This is a genomic window from Paenibacillus sp. OV219, from assembly GCF_900110075.1.
Classification (GTDB): Bacteria; Bacillota; Bacilli; order Paenibacillales; family Paenibacillaceae; genus Paenibacillus_Z.
This window is the reverse complement of the sequence record NZ_FOCJ01000013.1, coordinates 26,390-42,558: the sequence shown is the minus strand read 5'-3', so window position 1 is coordinate 42,558 and position 16,169 is coordinate 26,390. Positions and strand designations below refer to the sequence as shown.

Annotated in this window: 13 protein-coding genes; 2 read left to right on the top strand and 11 right to left on the bottom strand. The window is 51.0% G+C overall.

All coding sequences use genetic code 11. The features are described 5' to 3' along the window. Position 1: 1 nt before the first annotated feature. The 8 genes from BMY11_RS24835 to BMY11_RS24800 all read right to left on the bottom strand — a co-directional run bounded on the left by BMY11_RS24835 (position 2) and on the right by BMY11_RS24800 (position 12,252). Complete coding sequence (locus BMY11_RS24835; RefSeq protein ID WP_090582482.1) at positions 2–2,863, bottom strand: beta-galactosidase; 2,862 nt, start codon at positions 2,861–2,863, stop codon at positions 2–4. Positions 2,864–2,945: 82 nt separating this feature from the next. Further along, positions 2,946–4,730, bottom strand: coding sequence for an extracellular solute-binding protein (locus BMY11_RS24830; RefSeq protein WP_090582480.1), 1,785 nt, complete (start codon positions 4,728–4,730; stop codon positions 2,946–2,948). A gap of 83 nt (positions 4,731–4,813) precedes the next feature. Further along, the gene (locus tag BMY11_RS24825; RefSeq protein WP_090582478.1) at positions 4,814–5,692 is read right to left on the bottom strand and encodes a carbohydrate ABC transporter permease; all 879 of its coding nucleotides are present in this window, start codon (positions 5,690–5,692) and stop codon (positions 4,814–4,816) included. A 20-nt stretch (positions 5,693–5,712) separates the two neighbouring features. Beyond that, positions 5,713–6,618: an ABC transporter permease subunit gene (locus BMY11_RS24820; RefSeq protein ID WP_256217759.1), complete on the bottom strand. Its 906-nt coding sequence runs from the start codon at positions 6,616–6,618 to the stop codon at positions 5,713–5,715. Positions 6,619–6,818: 200 nt separating this feature from the next. After that, the gene (locus tag BMY11_RS24815) at positions 6,819–6,983 is read right to left on the bottom strand and encodes a zinc ribbon domain-containing protein (protein ID WP_090582476.1); all 165 of its coding nucleotides are present in this window, start codon (positions 6,981–6,983) and stop codon (positions 6,819–6,821) included. A gap of 67 nt (positions 6,984–7,050) precedes the next feature. After that, a complete protein-coding gene (locus BMY11_RS24810; protein ID WP_090582474.1) occupies positions 7,051–8,787 on the bottom strand; it encodes an extracellular solute-binding protein in 1,737 nt (578 codons plus the stop codon). Between the two features lie 16 nt (positions 8,788–8,803). Next, the gene (locus BMY11_RS24805; protein WP_090582472.1) at positions 8,804–10,633 is read right to left on the bottom strand and encodes a cache domain-containing sensor histidine kinase; all 1,830 of its coding nucleotides are present in this window, start codon (positions 10,631–10,633) and stop codon (positions 8,804–8,806) included. Further along, a complete protein-coding gene (locus BMY11_RS24800) occupies positions 10,630–12,252 on the bottom strand; it encodes a response regulator transcription factor (RefSeq protein ID WP_177182816.1) in 1,623 nt (540 codons plus the stop codon). Before BMY11_RS24800 ends, BMY11_RS24805 begins: the two co-directional genes overlap by 4 nt. A gap of 171 nt (positions 12,253–12,423) precedes the next feature. On the opposite strand from BMY11_RS24800, the gene BMY11_RS24795 reads away from it, so the two are divergent. Together BMY11_RS24795 and BMY11_RS24790 are read left to right on the top strand one after the other, a co-directional pair. Beyond that, positions 12,424–12,978, top strand: a complete 555-nt coding sequence (locus tag BMY11_RS24795; RefSeq protein ID WP_090582467.1) for a hypothetical protein — start codon at positions 12,424–12,426, stop codon at positions 12,976–12,978. A gap of 79 nt (positions 12,979–13,057) precedes the next feature. Continuing rightward, positions 13,058–13,516 carry a hypothetical protein gene (locus BMY11_RS24790; protein WP_090582465.1) on the top strand — a complete coding sequence of 153 codons (459 nt, stop codon included), beginning with the start codon at positions 13,058–13,060 and terminating at the stop codon, positions 13,514–13,516. 94 nt (positions 13,517–13,610) lie between these two features. Here the strand turns inward: BMY11_RS24790 and BMY11_RS24785 are convergent, their stop codons facing one another. The 3 genes from BMY11_RS24785 to BMY11_RS24775 all read right to left on the bottom strand — a co-directional run bounded on the left by BMY11_RS24785 (position 13,611) and on the right by BMY11_RS24775 (position 16,157). After that, on the bottom strand, positions 13,611–14,873 hold the full coding sequence (locus tag BMY11_RS24785; protein WP_090582463.1) for an MFS transporter: 1,263 nt from the start codon (positions 14,871–14,873) through the stop codon (positions 13,611–13,613). Between the two features lie 98 nt (positions 14,874–14,971). Continuing rightward, positions 14,972–15,436, bottom strand: a complete 465-nt coding sequence (locus tag BMY11_RS24780; protein ID WP_177182815.1) for a GNAT family N-acetyltransferase — start codon at positions 15,434–15,436, stop codon at positions 14,972–14,974. A gap of 49 nt (positions 15,437–15,485) precedes the next feature. Beyond that, positions 15,486–16,157, bottom strand: a complete 672-nt coding sequence (locus BMY11_RS24775; protein WP_090582461.1) for an HAD family hydrolase — start codon at positions 16,155–16,157, stop codon at positions 15,486–15,488. Between the last annotated feature and the right edge of the window lie 12 nt (positions 16,158–16,169).

The window sequence follows — 16,169 nt, the reverse complement described above, 5'->3', positions numbered from 1 at the left end:
CTCACCTCACCTTCTCGAAATTCAGCTTCACGCTGGTCCAGCTGCCGCTTTCTCCGAGAACAAGCGACGCTCCCTGCGGATTCAGCCCAAGTTCTTCAAAAATAACGAGCTCATTGTCCGCCTGCATCCAGCTGCGCGGCAAATAATAAGCATCCTGTGTGTCGCCGTACGCCCAGAATCGGCCAATGTTATGCCCGTTCATATAGATCTGGCCCTTCTGCAGCTCTCCGATCTTGAAGTAAACCGGCCGGTCGCCCTCCGGCATCGGAAACCTTGTTCGCAGATAGGCCGGACGAAGCAGCCTGCCCTTGCGAGCAAGTCGAGATCCAACAGGCAGCAGCACAACGAGCCCCGTTTCTTCTTGCCCGACTGCACCCACGACTTCCGTAGCAGAGGCCGAGGTAGGAGCTTCACTCTTGCCGGTCCACCGCTTCCATTGCCAGTTCGTTAACTGCCCGCTGCATGGTGCGACATAAACTGCCATGTTCTCCAGTATGGTCGCTTGATTCGGCTCTGCATATTGAATGCGTATATGACAAACCTGACCAGACAGATGCTCCGGCAGCTGCCATGTAATCCAGCGCTTAATCTGAGGGAACATCGTCCACGGCGAATCGGGATAAGACATCGGCAGCACCTCTTCGCCATTCACCGTCACCCATGCTTTCACGCCATGAATCAATATGAATGCGAGCTCATTCGGCTCAAGCGTCAGCTCAAACTCGATGCCAGGCAGTGGCGTCTGCTCCCGGTAAAAGCGGTTATACAGGAAATTGAAAGCATCATCCGATACTGGCTGAGGGGAAACATCACGATAAATCTCGACTTCTACTAAGCGGGAGCCGACCACCACGGGACCTTGAATGCCAACTGGAATCGGCACATCGTAGTTATGACCGAGATCGTCGGAGAGGAAGACGAATCTGTTCATCCCCTTCTTCACGCGCACCGTCAGCTCCTCGAACGCCCAATCCGCCGGATGTCCATATTCATCGCGCATCCGTACAGATCTTCCTTCGGCGTGAATGCCGCAGAACTGCCCGTTCACGAACACCGCTACTCGCGTCGGTGCATGGCTGAGCAGCATCGTTCGAACGCCATCCTCCTCGCATTCAACCTCCGCGCTGTACCACAGATACCCTTGCACGACGCCCAACTGCTCATGCGAGCATGGCTCATCCAGCGCCAACCATCCTTCACCGCTTCCTAGTTCTACTTCCGGGCACCGCGTCAACCGCCATGCATCCAGCTCCGGCAGCTTCAACGAATGCGCTTCATGCTTAAACGACCGCACAACAGGCAGTCCGTCATCATCCAGGTAGACGACATCAGGCATCCCTTCGCTTATGCGAATATCGAGAGATCCGTCTGCGCTCGATTCAGCGATATAGTCAGGGCCAAAGACGATATGCCCATCGACAATCCAACAGCGTCTCGCAAGCTCCTCATCAACGACGATGATGCTAATGCCGCTCACAGCATTGTACTGGACCTTGCGTCGCAGCACTGGAATTGTTAGTTCCGTGCCATTCACGCTAACGATACCAACTGTCCCTGCCGGACCATATAGGACAAGTACCCGCTTCGCTTCGTCCTTCACGAGCAAGCACAGCGTGCTGAAGTCCACCGTCACTCTATCGAACAGCTGCAGTCCAATCGGAATAACGACCGCTGCTACCTCGCCAAGATGGACAGTCAGCTCCTTGCCTTCACGCAACTTCATCGACAGCTCCCTCTTCCTGCCATGCGTGGATAGAAAGGCTAGCGTTCCCTTCTCCCCTTCGCGCACGACAAGTCGAACATCCGAATCATACTGGATGCCCGCACCATCCGCCCGCTCCTCGCTGTCCAAGAAGAAGCTGCTAAACGCCGAGATAAACAAATTCGCCGGTCTCACGGCATAATATTTGTCCGTCAGCTTCCCTGCTTCGCCAACCGGATAGCCGGATGCGTACGAAGTTATAATGTTGTTGCCGCCCCAGAACCCGAAGTTCGTGCCGCCTTCGAACATGTAATAGCACACCTGCGTCCCTGCTGAGGTATATTCATAGACGGCGCGTGCCAGCTCGAGCCTGTTCGGCCAATCCGTGATCTGATTGCCCCAGTAGACTGGCGCGCCGCACCAGAACTCCGTCGTAATGAGCGGCGCGTTCGGCTGCTTGCGCTTTAAGTCGTAAACCGGCTCGACCTCGACATGGTGGTTATAGGTCAGGATCATGCTCTCGTCGATGAACTGATCACGTTCATCTGTGGAATCGTTGATTTTGACACTGGTTTCGGTATTGCCGTGCACGTTGCATGCGAGCACTGGAATGTCGATGCCATGCTTCTCGTAGATCGTATTAATCTTGTACAGATAGCTCCGCATCGACGCATCCCATCCACCCGGATACTCGTTCTCGTTCTGAATCGTAATGACCGGACCGCCGCGTGTGATCTGCCGCTCGCTAATGATTGGAATCAGCTGATCGAACCAGCTTTCCACAGCAGCCATGTAGACCGGATCGTCTTCACGGTAGCGCCGAACCTGCTTCGCGCAGAGCCATGCCGGAATACCGCCTCCATCCCATTCGCTGCAAATATATGGACCTGGCCTCAGCATCGCATACATGCCGAGTTCTCCGATCAGATCGATATATCGGGCGAGATTCTTATCTCCTTCGAAGTCGACATGCCCCTCCGTGAACTCGTGAAAATTCCAAGGCACATACGTGCAAATCGTATTCAGCCCGGCGCGCTTAGCCCGCAGCAGCACCTCACGCCATTCATCTTGCGGGAAGCGAAAATAATGCACTTCTCCACCGATAATCCAGATGCGCTTCCCGCCAAGCATAAAGGATTTTCCATCATATGTTAGTTTCATTGCGCTTCCTACACCTCCCTCATGAACAGTGGAAAAGCTGCGGATTGCCCAGCATCACAGGGTCCGCAGCTTCAGCTAATCCTTACTGGAATTTCTTATTTGTATCGTCAAACGCCTTCAGCTGCCATTGATAGAATTCATCAGCGCCCGCTTTGTTCAGCTTGTCGATCAGCTTCTGCTGTCTTCCCTTGTAATCCGCATCGTTCTTCGCGTGCAAGACGATGTCCGGAATGCCCTTCGTAATGAGATCGTCGAGCTTGGTCTGAATCCGCTTCATATCGTCCGGTACTTGAGGCATCGCAGCCTGCACGTCCTGAGGCATCGAATTGAGCGATTTCACTTGTCCCGAATCCTCGTATTTCTTGTAAGCAGCCGCTGGGTAAGGCACGCCATAGTAGTCGGAGTAATCTTTGTTCAGCGAATTCAGCTTCGTCGTGAACACTTCCGGCGTATTGAACAGATTGACCGGACCGCCGTCGCTCAGCACCGTATCATCGGATAGCCCTTGCTGGTTCGCCATCATGCCAATCCCCGTCTTCTTCCATGCGTCACCGCCTGCTTTGGAAAGCTCGACCGTTTCCGGCTTCATCTGCGGCTTGCCGTCCACCATATCCCAATGAACGCCTTGAATGCCGCTTTCCATTAGACGCGAGCCTTGCTCCGAGGAGAGGTAGTTGATGAGATCCATCGCACGCTGCGGATCTTTACAGTTCGCGGATATCGCCCAGCCACGGTCAGCCCAGCCTGCAATCGTGTTGCCCGCCGCCCAAGCGAAGCCCCAATCAAGCGGCAGTGTCATGTAGCCTTTGTCCGGACCTTGTTTCAACAGCTCCGCATTCACATTCTGGAACGGCCAAGTCGCAATCGTGTTCAGCAGCGTGCCTTGACTTGCCTTAGTGACGATGTCATCATATTTCGCCGTGAACGCGTCTGGATCGAGAATGCCTTTCTGCTTCGCTTTGTACATGAACTCGGAAGTCGCCCAGATACCGCTCTTCGCGGTGTCCGTATAGTTGTTCACGACAGGTGAGCCATCGTTAATCATTAGTCCCATGCTGCTCAAGCCCCATGTGCCCCAGTCATTCCAAATTGCCGTACCGTACACTTTCTTGCCATCAGCCGTTTTCGGATGCTTCGCAACCATATCTGACAATACATTCACCATGTCATCAATACTCTCGACTTTTGGATAACCAAGCTCTTTGTAATAATCCCAGCGGACCGTAAACCCGGTTGTTTGCTCGAAGCCCCATCCTTTCTGACCAACTTGAACCGGAATTTCGTAGAGCTTGCCCGTGTCGCCGCTCCAGAACTGTTTACTGTAAGCGATACTCTTCTCGAAAGTCGGCGACTGAATATCCGGACCGTTCGATGCTACGAGATCGTCAAGCGGAATGATGAGCTTGCCGTCGATCAATTGCTTCAAATATTTGCTCTGCACTTGAATGATGTCAGGTAAATCCCCGCCAGCCAGCTGCACTTTGAACTTCTCTTCGTCGAACGTCTCAATCTTCATCGTGACACCGGTTTGCTTGATGATTTCGTTGTAGACGTCCGTGTTCTCCAGCTCATTTGTTGTCGCTGCCAATTGCACCTTGAATGTGGTCGGTTCTTTAGCCGGTTCCACTGGCTCGCTTGTATTCGCATTATTCGCTTGTGTGCTGTTGTTCGTCGTCGCACTGTTATCTGTTTTCGTACTGTTGTCTGCCTTGTTCGAATTGTTGGTCGTTGTAGTAGCTGCGTTGTTCGTCTTGGTGGAGTCGTTCGAAGAAGTATTCGCATTGTTGCCGCCGCAGCCTGCTACCAGAACCATCGTTGTTGCAAGCAGCAAGGCAGCTGATCCTTTATAAGCCTGCTTTACCTTCATACCATGACCTCCTGTTTTTTTGTGATTCTCCCTATGATGATAGCTTCCGGTGAGAGAGCTATTGCATCCTTAACCCGTGCGGACTAGCCCTTGATGGCGCCGAGCATGAGTCCTTTGACGAAGAAACGCTGAAGGAACGGATAAACCAGCAAGACCGGAATGGTAACGACCATCGTTACTGTAATGCGGATGGAATCCGGTGAGATCTTCGTAGCGAGACCGCGGTTGAGATCCTGCATGTTGCTGCTTGATACAATCCGCTGCGCGTCGGTCAAGTAGTTGTATAGAATAAGCTGGAGCGTCTGCAATCGATCGTCCGAGACGAGAAAATAATTGTCATACCAGGTGTTCCATTGCCCGACCGAGGCGAATACGGCGATGGTCGCAATAATCGGCATCGACAGTGGGAAGATGACATGCGTGAAAATTTTCAAGAAGCCCGCTCCATCAATCATCGCTGATTCCTCAAGCGCTTGCGGCAGCTGTTCGATGAAGGTTTTGAGCAGCACGACGTAGTAAGCGACGACAGCGACTGGAAGAATGTACAGTAGAAAGTTGTTTTTAAGCCCCAGCTGCTTCATTGTGATATACCACGGAATGAGACCGGCATTGAAATACATCGTAATGATGACGAAGCGGTAGATTGTCTTGCGGAAGTAAAGCTCATTCTTCGTAACCGCATAAGCGAGCCATGAGCTGCACGCGATCGTAACCACCGTACCGATAACGGTTCGCAGGAAGGAAATGAAGAACGAGTGAAGCATGTTATCTAGCCGGAAGATATGCGTGTAATTCACGATGGTAAAGCCTGTCGGCAGCAGGAACACGCCCTTAAGCGCTTGCTGCGGATCGCTGATGGAATAGATGAAGATATAGTAGAAGGGGTAAATGCAGAGCAGTGTGAACAGCACTTGAATCGTATAGTTAACGATGTCGAACCAAATGGAAGAATCATTTTTCATCGGTTGAAGACCCTCCTTTGCTAAAATACCGAATGCCCTCTTACCCGCTTGGATAGAGCATTCATTGCGAATAGTAGAATGACGCTGACCAATGTCTTCGCGATGCCGATTGCCGTACCGAAGGACACATCGCCTGTCGCAATCCCGACCCGGTACACATAGTAGTCGAGCGCTTCGATCTTATCCCCGACCTGCGAATTGTAGAAGACGAAGTTCTGCTCGAAGCCGGAAGCCCCGTTCGAAAGCACGCTTGCAATATTAAGCAGCAGCAGCACGAAGAAGGTCGGCATAATACCTGGCACGGTAATCGCGAGAATACGCTGGAATCGTCCTGCGCCATCCACCTTCGCTGCATCGTACAACTCGGTATCGATTCCGGCGATAGCGGCCAAATAGATGATGGCTCCCCAGCCTAAGCTCTTCCAGACCGTGATTGCGGTTTGAAACCACCAGGTCGCATCGGAGTTACCGAGTATCGTGGTCGGCTCTTCGATCCAGTGCAGCTTCATCAGTACCTCGTTCAGCAATCCCCCAGAGGAGAACATGAACGTCGCCAGCGAGTAGACAATGATCCAACTGATGAAGTTCGGCAGCGTTGTGAGCGTTTGCACGAATTTGCGGAATCGCTTACTGTTCAGCTCATTCAGCATAATGGCGAAGATCGCGGATAACGGAGTAGCGAGAATGGATAGCAAGCTGAGCGCCAGCGTATTCGTGAGTACGCGGATAAGGTCTTCCTTCTCATCAATAGCCCAGCGGAAAAACTTCAAGCCGACAAACTCGGTCTGCGAGAGCGGAATGCCTGGCTTATAGTCATAGAACGCGTAGATCCAGCCGAAGAGCGGAATGTAGTTGAAGAGGAACACAAGAATAACGAACGGGATGACCATCAGAAACAGCGTGACGCGGTTTGCTTTCAGCTTCATTGTTAATCACTCCACCTGGGTTTCTATTTCTAGCCCAAGTATACGGAATGCGAAAATCCGGAAATATGGAGAAATCTACGATTTTTGGACTAACGCGGGTGTGAAGCGATTTGCGCAAACGCAAAAAGCCCATTACCAGTGATCTGATAATGGGGTTTGCAGTTATTCCAATCCACTCATAGGGAGCTCACCACGTTCAATCAGTTCCCGAACAATACATCCAATATGGTGCCGATGCTCCCCGCTTTCTTCCCGTACAGCACATTCGGGTCGTAGACTTCAACGAAGCCGCAATTTTGGCACGAGACGAACAGGAAATGATTATGCTCGATGTCCAACAGCTTGCTGATGCCTGCCCCTGTCATCGAAATTATCGCAAAATGGACATACGATCATACGGTTCGCCTCCTACATCCGCTATGTCTTCCTCCACTACCCTTGATCAAGCTCCATCTTCGTCTCATCGAAAGCCTGCTTAAACCAGTCAAAATACGTATCCGCTCCCGCTTCTATCAGCTTCTGAATGAGTGCTTGCCGATTCATCTTGTACTCTTCTTCCGTCTTCGACCCTAGCACGACGATCGGCATCCCTTTCACTAATAGCTCATCAATCTTCGCGACAATGCGCTTAATCGCATCAGGCTGAGGCGGCATCGCGTTTAGCACATCCTGCGGCATTTGATCAAGCGTCTTCACATTTCCTTGAACCGCAAATTTCTTATACGCTTCGGCAGGATACGAGACGCCATAATAGGTGTCATAATCTTGATTAAGCGAATTCACCTTCGTCGCATATACTTCCGGCGTATTAAACAAATTAACGACCCCGCCATCGCTCAAGCGCGTATGGTCGGAGAAGCCCTGCTGGTTCGCCATCTGACCGATACCAGTCTTCTTCCAGCTGTCTCCGCCTGCTGCCGCCAGCTTCACCGTGTCCATCATCATCATTGGTTTTCCGCTTACTATTTCCCAGTGTGTCCCTTGAATGCCGCTAGCAATAAGCCGTGAGCCCTGCTCCGAAACGAGGAAATTAATCAGATCCAAGGCGCGCTGCGGATTTTTGCAATTCGAGGAAATCGCCCATGCCCGGTCGCCCCACCCTGCGATGGTCGTACCGCCAATGTTCGTAAAGCCCCATTCGAGCGGGATCGTAACGAACCCCTTGTCCGGTCCCTCCTTGAGCAGCTCCGCATTGGCAGCGGTGAATGGCCATGTTGCGATGGAGGAGAGCAGCGTACCCTCGGACCCTTTTGCCACAATATCGTTATACTTCGCGGTGAATGCATCCGGGTCGAGAATCCCTTTCTGCTGCGCCTTGAACATGAAATACGCCGTATCCCAGATACCGCTCTTATCCGGCTCCGTATATTCATTCGCAAGCTGGCCCGTATTGACATTAAACATGCCGTTGCCGGTAATAAGCCCCATACTGCGGAGTCCCCACGTACCGAGCGAGCCCCAATCGTTCCACATACTGACGCCATACACCTTCTTGCCATCCTTCGTTAAGGGATGACGCAGGGCCATTTCCACGAGTACGCTCACCATATCGTCTATGCTGCTAATTTTGGGATAACCGAGCTCTTTGTAATAATCCCACCTGACATTAAAGCCAATTTGTTGCTCGAAGCCGAAGCTGCTCGATCCGATCTGGACGGGAATCATATACAGCTTATTCGTGTTATCGCTCCAAAACTTTCGAATATACGCAAGGCTCTTCTCATACACCGGCTTCATGATGTCCGATCCATTTGTCTGCACCAGCTCATCGAGCGGAATAATATTGTTGCCCTCGATTAATTCTTTAATATTCTTATTCGGCACTTGAATAATGTCGGGCAGATCGCCTCCCGCCAGCTGAACCTTGAACTTCTGCTCGTCATACGTTTCCAGGTTCATCGTCACGCCGGTGATTCGCTTAATCTCGTTATACACATCGGTATTCTCAAAATCTTTACCCGTACTGCTTACTTGCACCTTCAGCGTGATCGGCTCCGGCGATGCAATCCCAGAAGCACCATTATTCTCCGAATTGCCTGTTGAAGGCGCACTCACTGTCGCTCCATCCCCGCCTGTACCTGTATTCGCTGAATTGCAGCCAGAGAGCGCGAACAGCATCACCGATAGCATGAACGCGAATACCCCTTTTCGATTACGAATGAGCTTCAATCCGCATTCCCCCTCTCTAGGACGCTTCACTGCCTGCTATGATCGGAATCATCATATAGACCCGGGTTTCGCTGCCTTCGCTGCTGCGCACCTCAATCCCATACCGTTCGCCAAAATGCAGCTGAATCCGCTTATTCACATTGCTGAGCCCAATTCCTTTAGCTGGCCTTTCGGTAGGCTGCTGCTCACGGATACGCTGGTTCACCTCAATCACTTTGCTCGGTGTCATGCCGCCGCAAGTATCCCTTACAATGACCTGCAAATCCCCATTCAGCTCCGCCACGGTCACTTGAATAACGCCTTGATGCATCTCCCCGTGAATGAGCGCGTTCTCGATGGACGGCTGGATCATGAAACGCAGCGTCTGACAGTTAAGCAGCTGCTCCGGTACGTCAAACTCAAACTTTAGCTCCTCGCCATAGCGGAAATTCATGATGTTAATATAATTGCGGACGAACTCCAGCTCTTCCTTAATCGACCATAGCGGTGACGGATCGTAGTAGATCGGCCGCAGCATGTTGCCAAGACTCGTCATACATTCCATAATGTTCGGCGCTTTGGCGACCGCTGCCATCCACTTCACCGTATTAAGCGTGTTGTATAGAAAATGCGGATTAATTTGCGACTGCAGCGCCTCAATTTCCAGCTGCCGCTTGGACTTCTCCGTCTCTTCGTTCTGCTGCATCAGCTCCAAAATGCCTGTGGACATATGGTTAAACTGCTCTATAAGCTGCCCCATCTCCCGGTTAGAAGCTTTCGGAAGCGTGTGGCCGATGTTGCCTCGCCCGACGAACCTCATCCCTTTGATCAACTGATGGAACGAGCTCATAATCCGATTCATCCAGAGCGAGGAGAACACAACGATCAGCACGAGGGACAGTAAGAAAATGGCAGCGATGAACCGTCCGATAACGACGACGTCTTTCGTATACAGCTCAGTTGGCACTTCATTGACCAAGGTCCAGCCGGTATCACTCATGCGGTAATAGATGATCTGCTCATGCGAGCCGTCTCGATCAGAGGAGAAAGAACCGAGATTTAGCGCTGGCTTCATCCGCGAATTAAATAGATAAGGAGCACTGATCATCTGCTCATGCGTGCTGGAGATGACATTGCCTGAGCCGTCGATGATATGGATCGAACCGCCAGGCAAGCTCTGAAGACTGCCGTAGCCGGCATTGAAATATCGCTCATTCACGTTCAGCACGAGCTCCGCACTCATCTGGCTGCCGCCGATCCATCTCACTCCGCGAATCGAAGAGATGAGACGCGCATTCGTCAGCCCTTCCGGAATGGAGCTGCGCATGAAGTCGCTTGTCCTCAGCCCACCGGTCCATATGGACTGAGGAAAGCTGGTTTTGACTTTGTTATATAAGTCGGTGTTGTAAAACTCGTAGCCGCGGCCGATCTGATAAGCACTCTGATTCTGCGTCAACGTACCTCCGATCACCGTGCCGTTCTCGGTAAAGATATAGATGGAATCCAGGTAATCGTAGGTGGTTAAATATTGATTGATTCGCTCCATAATGTCGCGTTCGAGCGAAATAAATTCGAGGTTTGACAGCTGGTCGCTCTGCAAGAACGATTGCACTTTGCTCTCCATGAGGAAGGTGTTGGACAGCTTATCGACCTCATGCAGCAGCGTAAGCGTATTCATCTCGATCTGGCGAAACTGCGAGAACGTCGTCTCTTGCGTGCGTTTCTTCAAGATATCGAGAGTTTTGACATAGCTATAATAGGAGCTAATGGAGAGCACGAGCAGCGTGACGGCCATGAAGGAGAAGATAAGCTGTGCCCGAAGCGAGAAGCCGGCGAGTTTAAAGGTCGATCTGCGTAAGGCTTTCATCGGTCCTCTGCCACTCCCGTCCAGTCATTGACCCACAGCCTGCGGAAGCCGTTAGGCCTGACACCCGTATGTTTCTTGAACGCGCGGCTGAAATAGCTATCGTCCGTGAACCCGACCCGCTGCGCAATCTCGTACGACTTCAGATTCGTACCAAGCAGCAGCTCCTTTGCTTTCTCCAGCCGGATCCGGTTCAAATATTCGGAGAAGTTTAGCTGCAGCTCTTTCTTGAACAGCAGGCTTAGATAGTTCGGCGACAGCTCCAGATATTCGGCGATCTGCTGCAAGGAGATATCTTCATTGAACCGCTCCTGCACATATTTGACCGTCTTCGCAATATCTTTGTTCAGCTGCTTCTTCGTTCCGCCGGTCGTGAGCACCTCCTCCAGAAAACGGCTGTAGATCGTTGTGCATTCATCAAGCGTCTCTGAGCGCTGCATCTCCTCGCCATACGACGAGATTAGCAGCATCAGTTCCGTTTCGTTCAGCGCCGACGTTACCGATGGGGTATGCAGCAGCCGAACGAACAGGTTGCGAATGTCCTGCTCATGCCGAAGCCTGCCGGTTGCTAGGAATGTCCGTACGATCGCTTCCACATCCCGCTGAGCGCTCTCTTCGGTCATGGACCACTTCTCATGGAACTGCTGCAGCTTCCTCCTCACCGCTTCATCGCCCGCTTCGAGCTCGATGTCACGCAGATATAGAATACGCTCCGTTCCGTAGAAGAACTTCTGCCCTACCGCCTTCTCGCTATCCCGATATAACGTATGCAGCGAAGCATACCCGCTCTTCATGCTGCTGACGCCGAAAGTCGCCGAGATATTGAAGAAACGCTTCATCACCTTCTGGATCTGGGTCATGATTGAATTCAACTCTTCACGAATTTGGGATTCACTGGCGATGTCACGGAAGCTGAATAGGAACAAATATCGCTTGTCCTCATCCGACACGACTTCACCGCGCCCGGACTGCGATAACAGCTCGCTCAGAACATTCAAGAACGTAACGCGAATGAGCTCGCCCTTCTCATCGTTAAATTTCGTCTGGACATGCTCGAAATGGTCGATCTCCATCATACTGACGACGAGCCGTTCAGGTTGGAGTCTTAGCTTTAACTGGTCGATATGGTGTGCGAATTCTTCTTTGGAGTAGAGGTGATAGAATACGAAGTTTTTAATGATGTTCTCTCTCAGAGAGTCGGGGTTGCGGATGATGCCTTTGGAGGTTCCGATGGATTGCTGCGTGCCAAGCTCCTCGCGCACCCGCATAAGCACATTATGGATTTCTTCCTCGGTCATCGTTAATTTCAGAATATAATTCGAAATGCCAAGCTGCATAGCCTGACGGATCAGATCGAAGTCCTCCATGCAGGAGAGAATAACAATTCGCGTCTGCGCGTCATGCTCGCGAATTTTCTTGATCAGCTCAATTCCACCCATAATCGGCATGCGCAGATCGGTGATAATGACATCCGGCTTTACTTCGCTATTATAGTAGTCCCATGCTTCCCTGCCATTCGCCGCATCCGCGCATACTGTCATTCCATAATGTTCCCAATGCACGGAATTTTTGAAGCCTAAACGGACAAGCATCTCGTCTTCAACGATCATGACGTTCCACATGCTTAGCCTCCCCTTAGCGCTCATATGTTGCTGCAAGCTAAACATACTATGCCGCTGGACAAGTCCGCAATAGATTCTATTGCGCGGCTTACGTATTCCGCTCGCTTCTGAAGTCTCATTCATTCTATAATGGTCAAAGCTAGCATCACGTAATTACCGAGGAGGAAAAGATTGCTTTTACTTACTGATCAACATGCGAGGTCGACTCCTTATATAAAACAAGCCTACGAAACCCCTTCCGTCCGGGCGCATCTTGTCAATTCAGCGGTCGTCTCGATCTACAGCGATTATTCCGGCGCTGCCGGGGAATCTATTCATGGCGCGGGCTGCTGCTTGGTGTACAACCGCGAGATGTACGTGTTCGGAAGTCAGTTGTTGCATGATTATGAGCGAGGCTCTAATTATGGGGAAATGCTTGCAATTGCGTTCGGGGTTAATCGTCTTGCAGAATTGCTGGAACAGCTGACCCTCACGGGAGCACCCTTGCCTAAGAGCGCCGTTGTATACTCCGATTGCCATTCCATTATGAAGCTTATGACGATACCAAGCTTTACGAAAGCCTACTACGAAGAAGCTAAACAGGCATACCTAACCGCATGCGCACAGCTTAGCGCGAAATTCCCGTCCATTGGGGTCGGGGTCAAGTACATCGGCAAGCATAAGAAGGGCAACCCACTGCACAGACTTGCGCACAATGCGGCGCGGGAAGCGATTGGCAAAGGTTAGAAACTCTTCATAAACCCCTGAATCGGAGCCACCCTCCCGTATTCTATAAGGATAATACCGATGGAGGGAGAATCACCCAATGGCTACCGAATCAGCTGCGACTGCAGCTCGCAGTTTTACTGTATCTACTGAAGTTTTTACCAATCCTCATCTCGATATTTACTCACAAATGATCTATATCGTCCTCAGCTCAAGTGCTGCGGATTCGATGTCGCTCAGCTTGTCCGACATGGCGAGCAAAGGGCGGATGTCCGTGAAGCAAGTCATTAAAGCGACACGGGATCTCTCCGACCATAAGCTCATCTCGCACAAAATGTTCAAGCATCTCGTCGGCGAATTCAACGACGACCGCCTATCTTGGGCAGCCAAAGGGCTGCTCACCTATTTCAAAGCGAATCCGAACACGAGTCTGGAAGAGCTGATCGCGTTATCTGATCAATCCAGTCAAGACGAGAATAGCGTGATCCTAGCTTTGCAGGAGCTGAAGCATTCCGGATATCTGGATGATTATCCAGAGCTGAAGCGGATTACGAATTAACGTCATCGATAATGCTTGCTTCTTAGCGGTAGCGACCAGAAAAAAAGAAAGCAGTGACCCCTCGGTCACTGCTTTCTTACGTTTAACCTATGGACTAGGTTGCCGCAAGCTCCTTCTGCTTCAGTCTCTGATCGAGTTTCCCTTGCACGACCCAGATATAGATGATGAAGCCGACCGTCAGCGCTGCGGCGGTGAGCAGGAAGGGTAGCGAATAATGCCCGCCCGCTAATATATATCCAGCCCAGTACGACGCAATCGTATTGCCGATGCTTCTCGATACGGTACGCATTCCTGCAAACAAGTTGCGGTCCTCTTCGGAGACGGCTGACATCGATTCGCTGTCAATCAGATTGCTTAGCATCGTGCTGCCAGTGCCGCGAAGCATGAGCAGCACCGCGAACGATGCAGCAGGCATTATAATCGCCATCAAACAGGCAAGCACAATATTGCACACAAATGTCATTATAAACGTCCGTCGGCTGCCCCATCGATCGACAAAGTAAGGCACAATAATCGAGCCGATGAAGAAGAATACGCCAGAGAGCGCAAGCAGGCTTGAGATGGAGCCGTCGCTCATATCGAAGCGGAACTTCAAGATTACATTCAGAAACGGACCGACAAGCCCGTATATGAATCCGTTACTGAAGATTAGTAGCGACAGCATGAGCAGGAAGTAGAAGGCATGACGTTTCTTGCTTTTCTCATGCTCTCCAGATTCAGCCTTAGCTTGCTGTCCATTCGTTTCAACGCTAGTTGGCTTGCCGCCTGATGGAAGAAGTAATCCTCGCAGCAACGCCATTAAGGCGAAGCAACCTGCCGCTACGAAGAAAGCATTCTGATATACGGTCGTCGAACCGCCAACCCAATCTGGCAGGAAACCACCGAGCATCGTTCCGACTCCGGTGAATAGAGTGAAGATCGCGAAGAGCAGCGAATAGGCGCTCGTCTCTTCTTTTTTCGTTCGGCAATATTGGAAGATCAGTTGAATTTCTGAATTTACAATTGCAGTTACACCGAGTGACCAAATCAGCTGTGCGACGGTTACCTCCCCCCTGCTCGTGCCTAAGCCGAACAAGATGAGCGAGATACTAGCCAGTATGATACCGAATATCAGCATCCTCTTGCGGCCTATATGCTTAACGAGCAAGCCGGCAGGAAGGCTTGTTATACCGACAGTGAGCGCACCAAGCGATGTAATCTGACCGATGACCCCTTCCGAGAAGCCAAGCGCGAGCAGATGCAAGTTCAGAATAAAACTGAATATGCCCGCTCCAATCCCGAATAAGCTTTCTGTTGCGATAAATCTTTTGACCCCTGGTGATAAATCCTGTACTAAGCTTGCTGTGTACTTCCACATAATAATGCCTTTCCTCTAGCTGAGAGTGAGACTACTATCATAATTCATGCCATCGTTTCGATCAATCCTAGGAATAATATCCCTGACCGAGGAGTTCACTAGCTAAGCTCTATCCGCAGCCGAATCATATCCCGGCACGGAATTCCATTCTCGATGATCGGCTCTGAATAATGCTTCACGAAGTAGTCCGACTCAATGCTGACGATGCGAAACCCGCATTTCTGATAAAGTCCTAGCTGACCTAGACTAGAGTTGCCTGTTCCAATCTCCAACTGCTTATAGCCTCGTTCTTTGCTATAGATAATAGCATGCACTATCAGACGCTTCCCAAGCCCCTTGCCCTGCTTATCCTCTCGAACGGCGATATTCATAATCTCAACCGTCTTAGGCCGTGTGTCTAACAGCACATAAGCGCCGACAATCTCTCCATCGTCCTCTTCCGCTACCACGCACACGCTTCGCTCTATGTAAGCATCAATGGCTTGCCGCTCAGGATCTGCAAGCAGTAGAAGCTCATAAGGCAATGGTTCATCTTTACGCAGCTGCCTGATTATTATCTCCATACCCTCTTACCACGCCTCTCACTATGTAACCCGAAACCTAAACCTACATCTAAATCAGCCGAAGAAGCTCATTCAGCTGCTCAATTGTATGAAGCGGCTTCGCCTCCAGCTCATCACGCCATGGCTGATTCACTTTTATCCAAATCGTCGCCATTCCAGCCTTGGAAGCTCCTTCGATATCATTTACAGGATGATCGCCGATGTAGAGACATTCCTCCGCCCGCAGCCCCAGCTTGCTTGTGGCGAGCTCGAAGATTTGCGGATTCGGCTTCTTCACGCCTGCTTCCTCAGAGACGATGATGAGATCGAACGCTTCACGAATGCCGAGCTGATCGATCTTCCCGTATTGAATCAACGTCCGCCCGTTGGTAATCAGGCCGACCTTGTACTTCGTACGAGCATGTGCAATAACCTCATTCGCCTCATGCATGAGCACTGCATTACTTACATAATGCTCTTCATAATAGTCCATTAACGCCTCATGTGCAGGCTTCTCAACACTTTCATCCCAAGGCATCTCTTCGAGAAGCTCCGTGAACAGCTTGCGTTTGTCCTTGTAACCGTCCTCATCCAACCGGATAATCCGCTCGTGCAATGGCTGGGCGTTCTCTACATGGCCGAAATACTGATTAACGAAAGCTTGTGTAAACCGTGAAAACGTATGTGTCCGATCCAGCAGCGTATTATCCAAATCAAAAATAACCGCCTTCAATTGCTCCATCTCAGTTCCCCC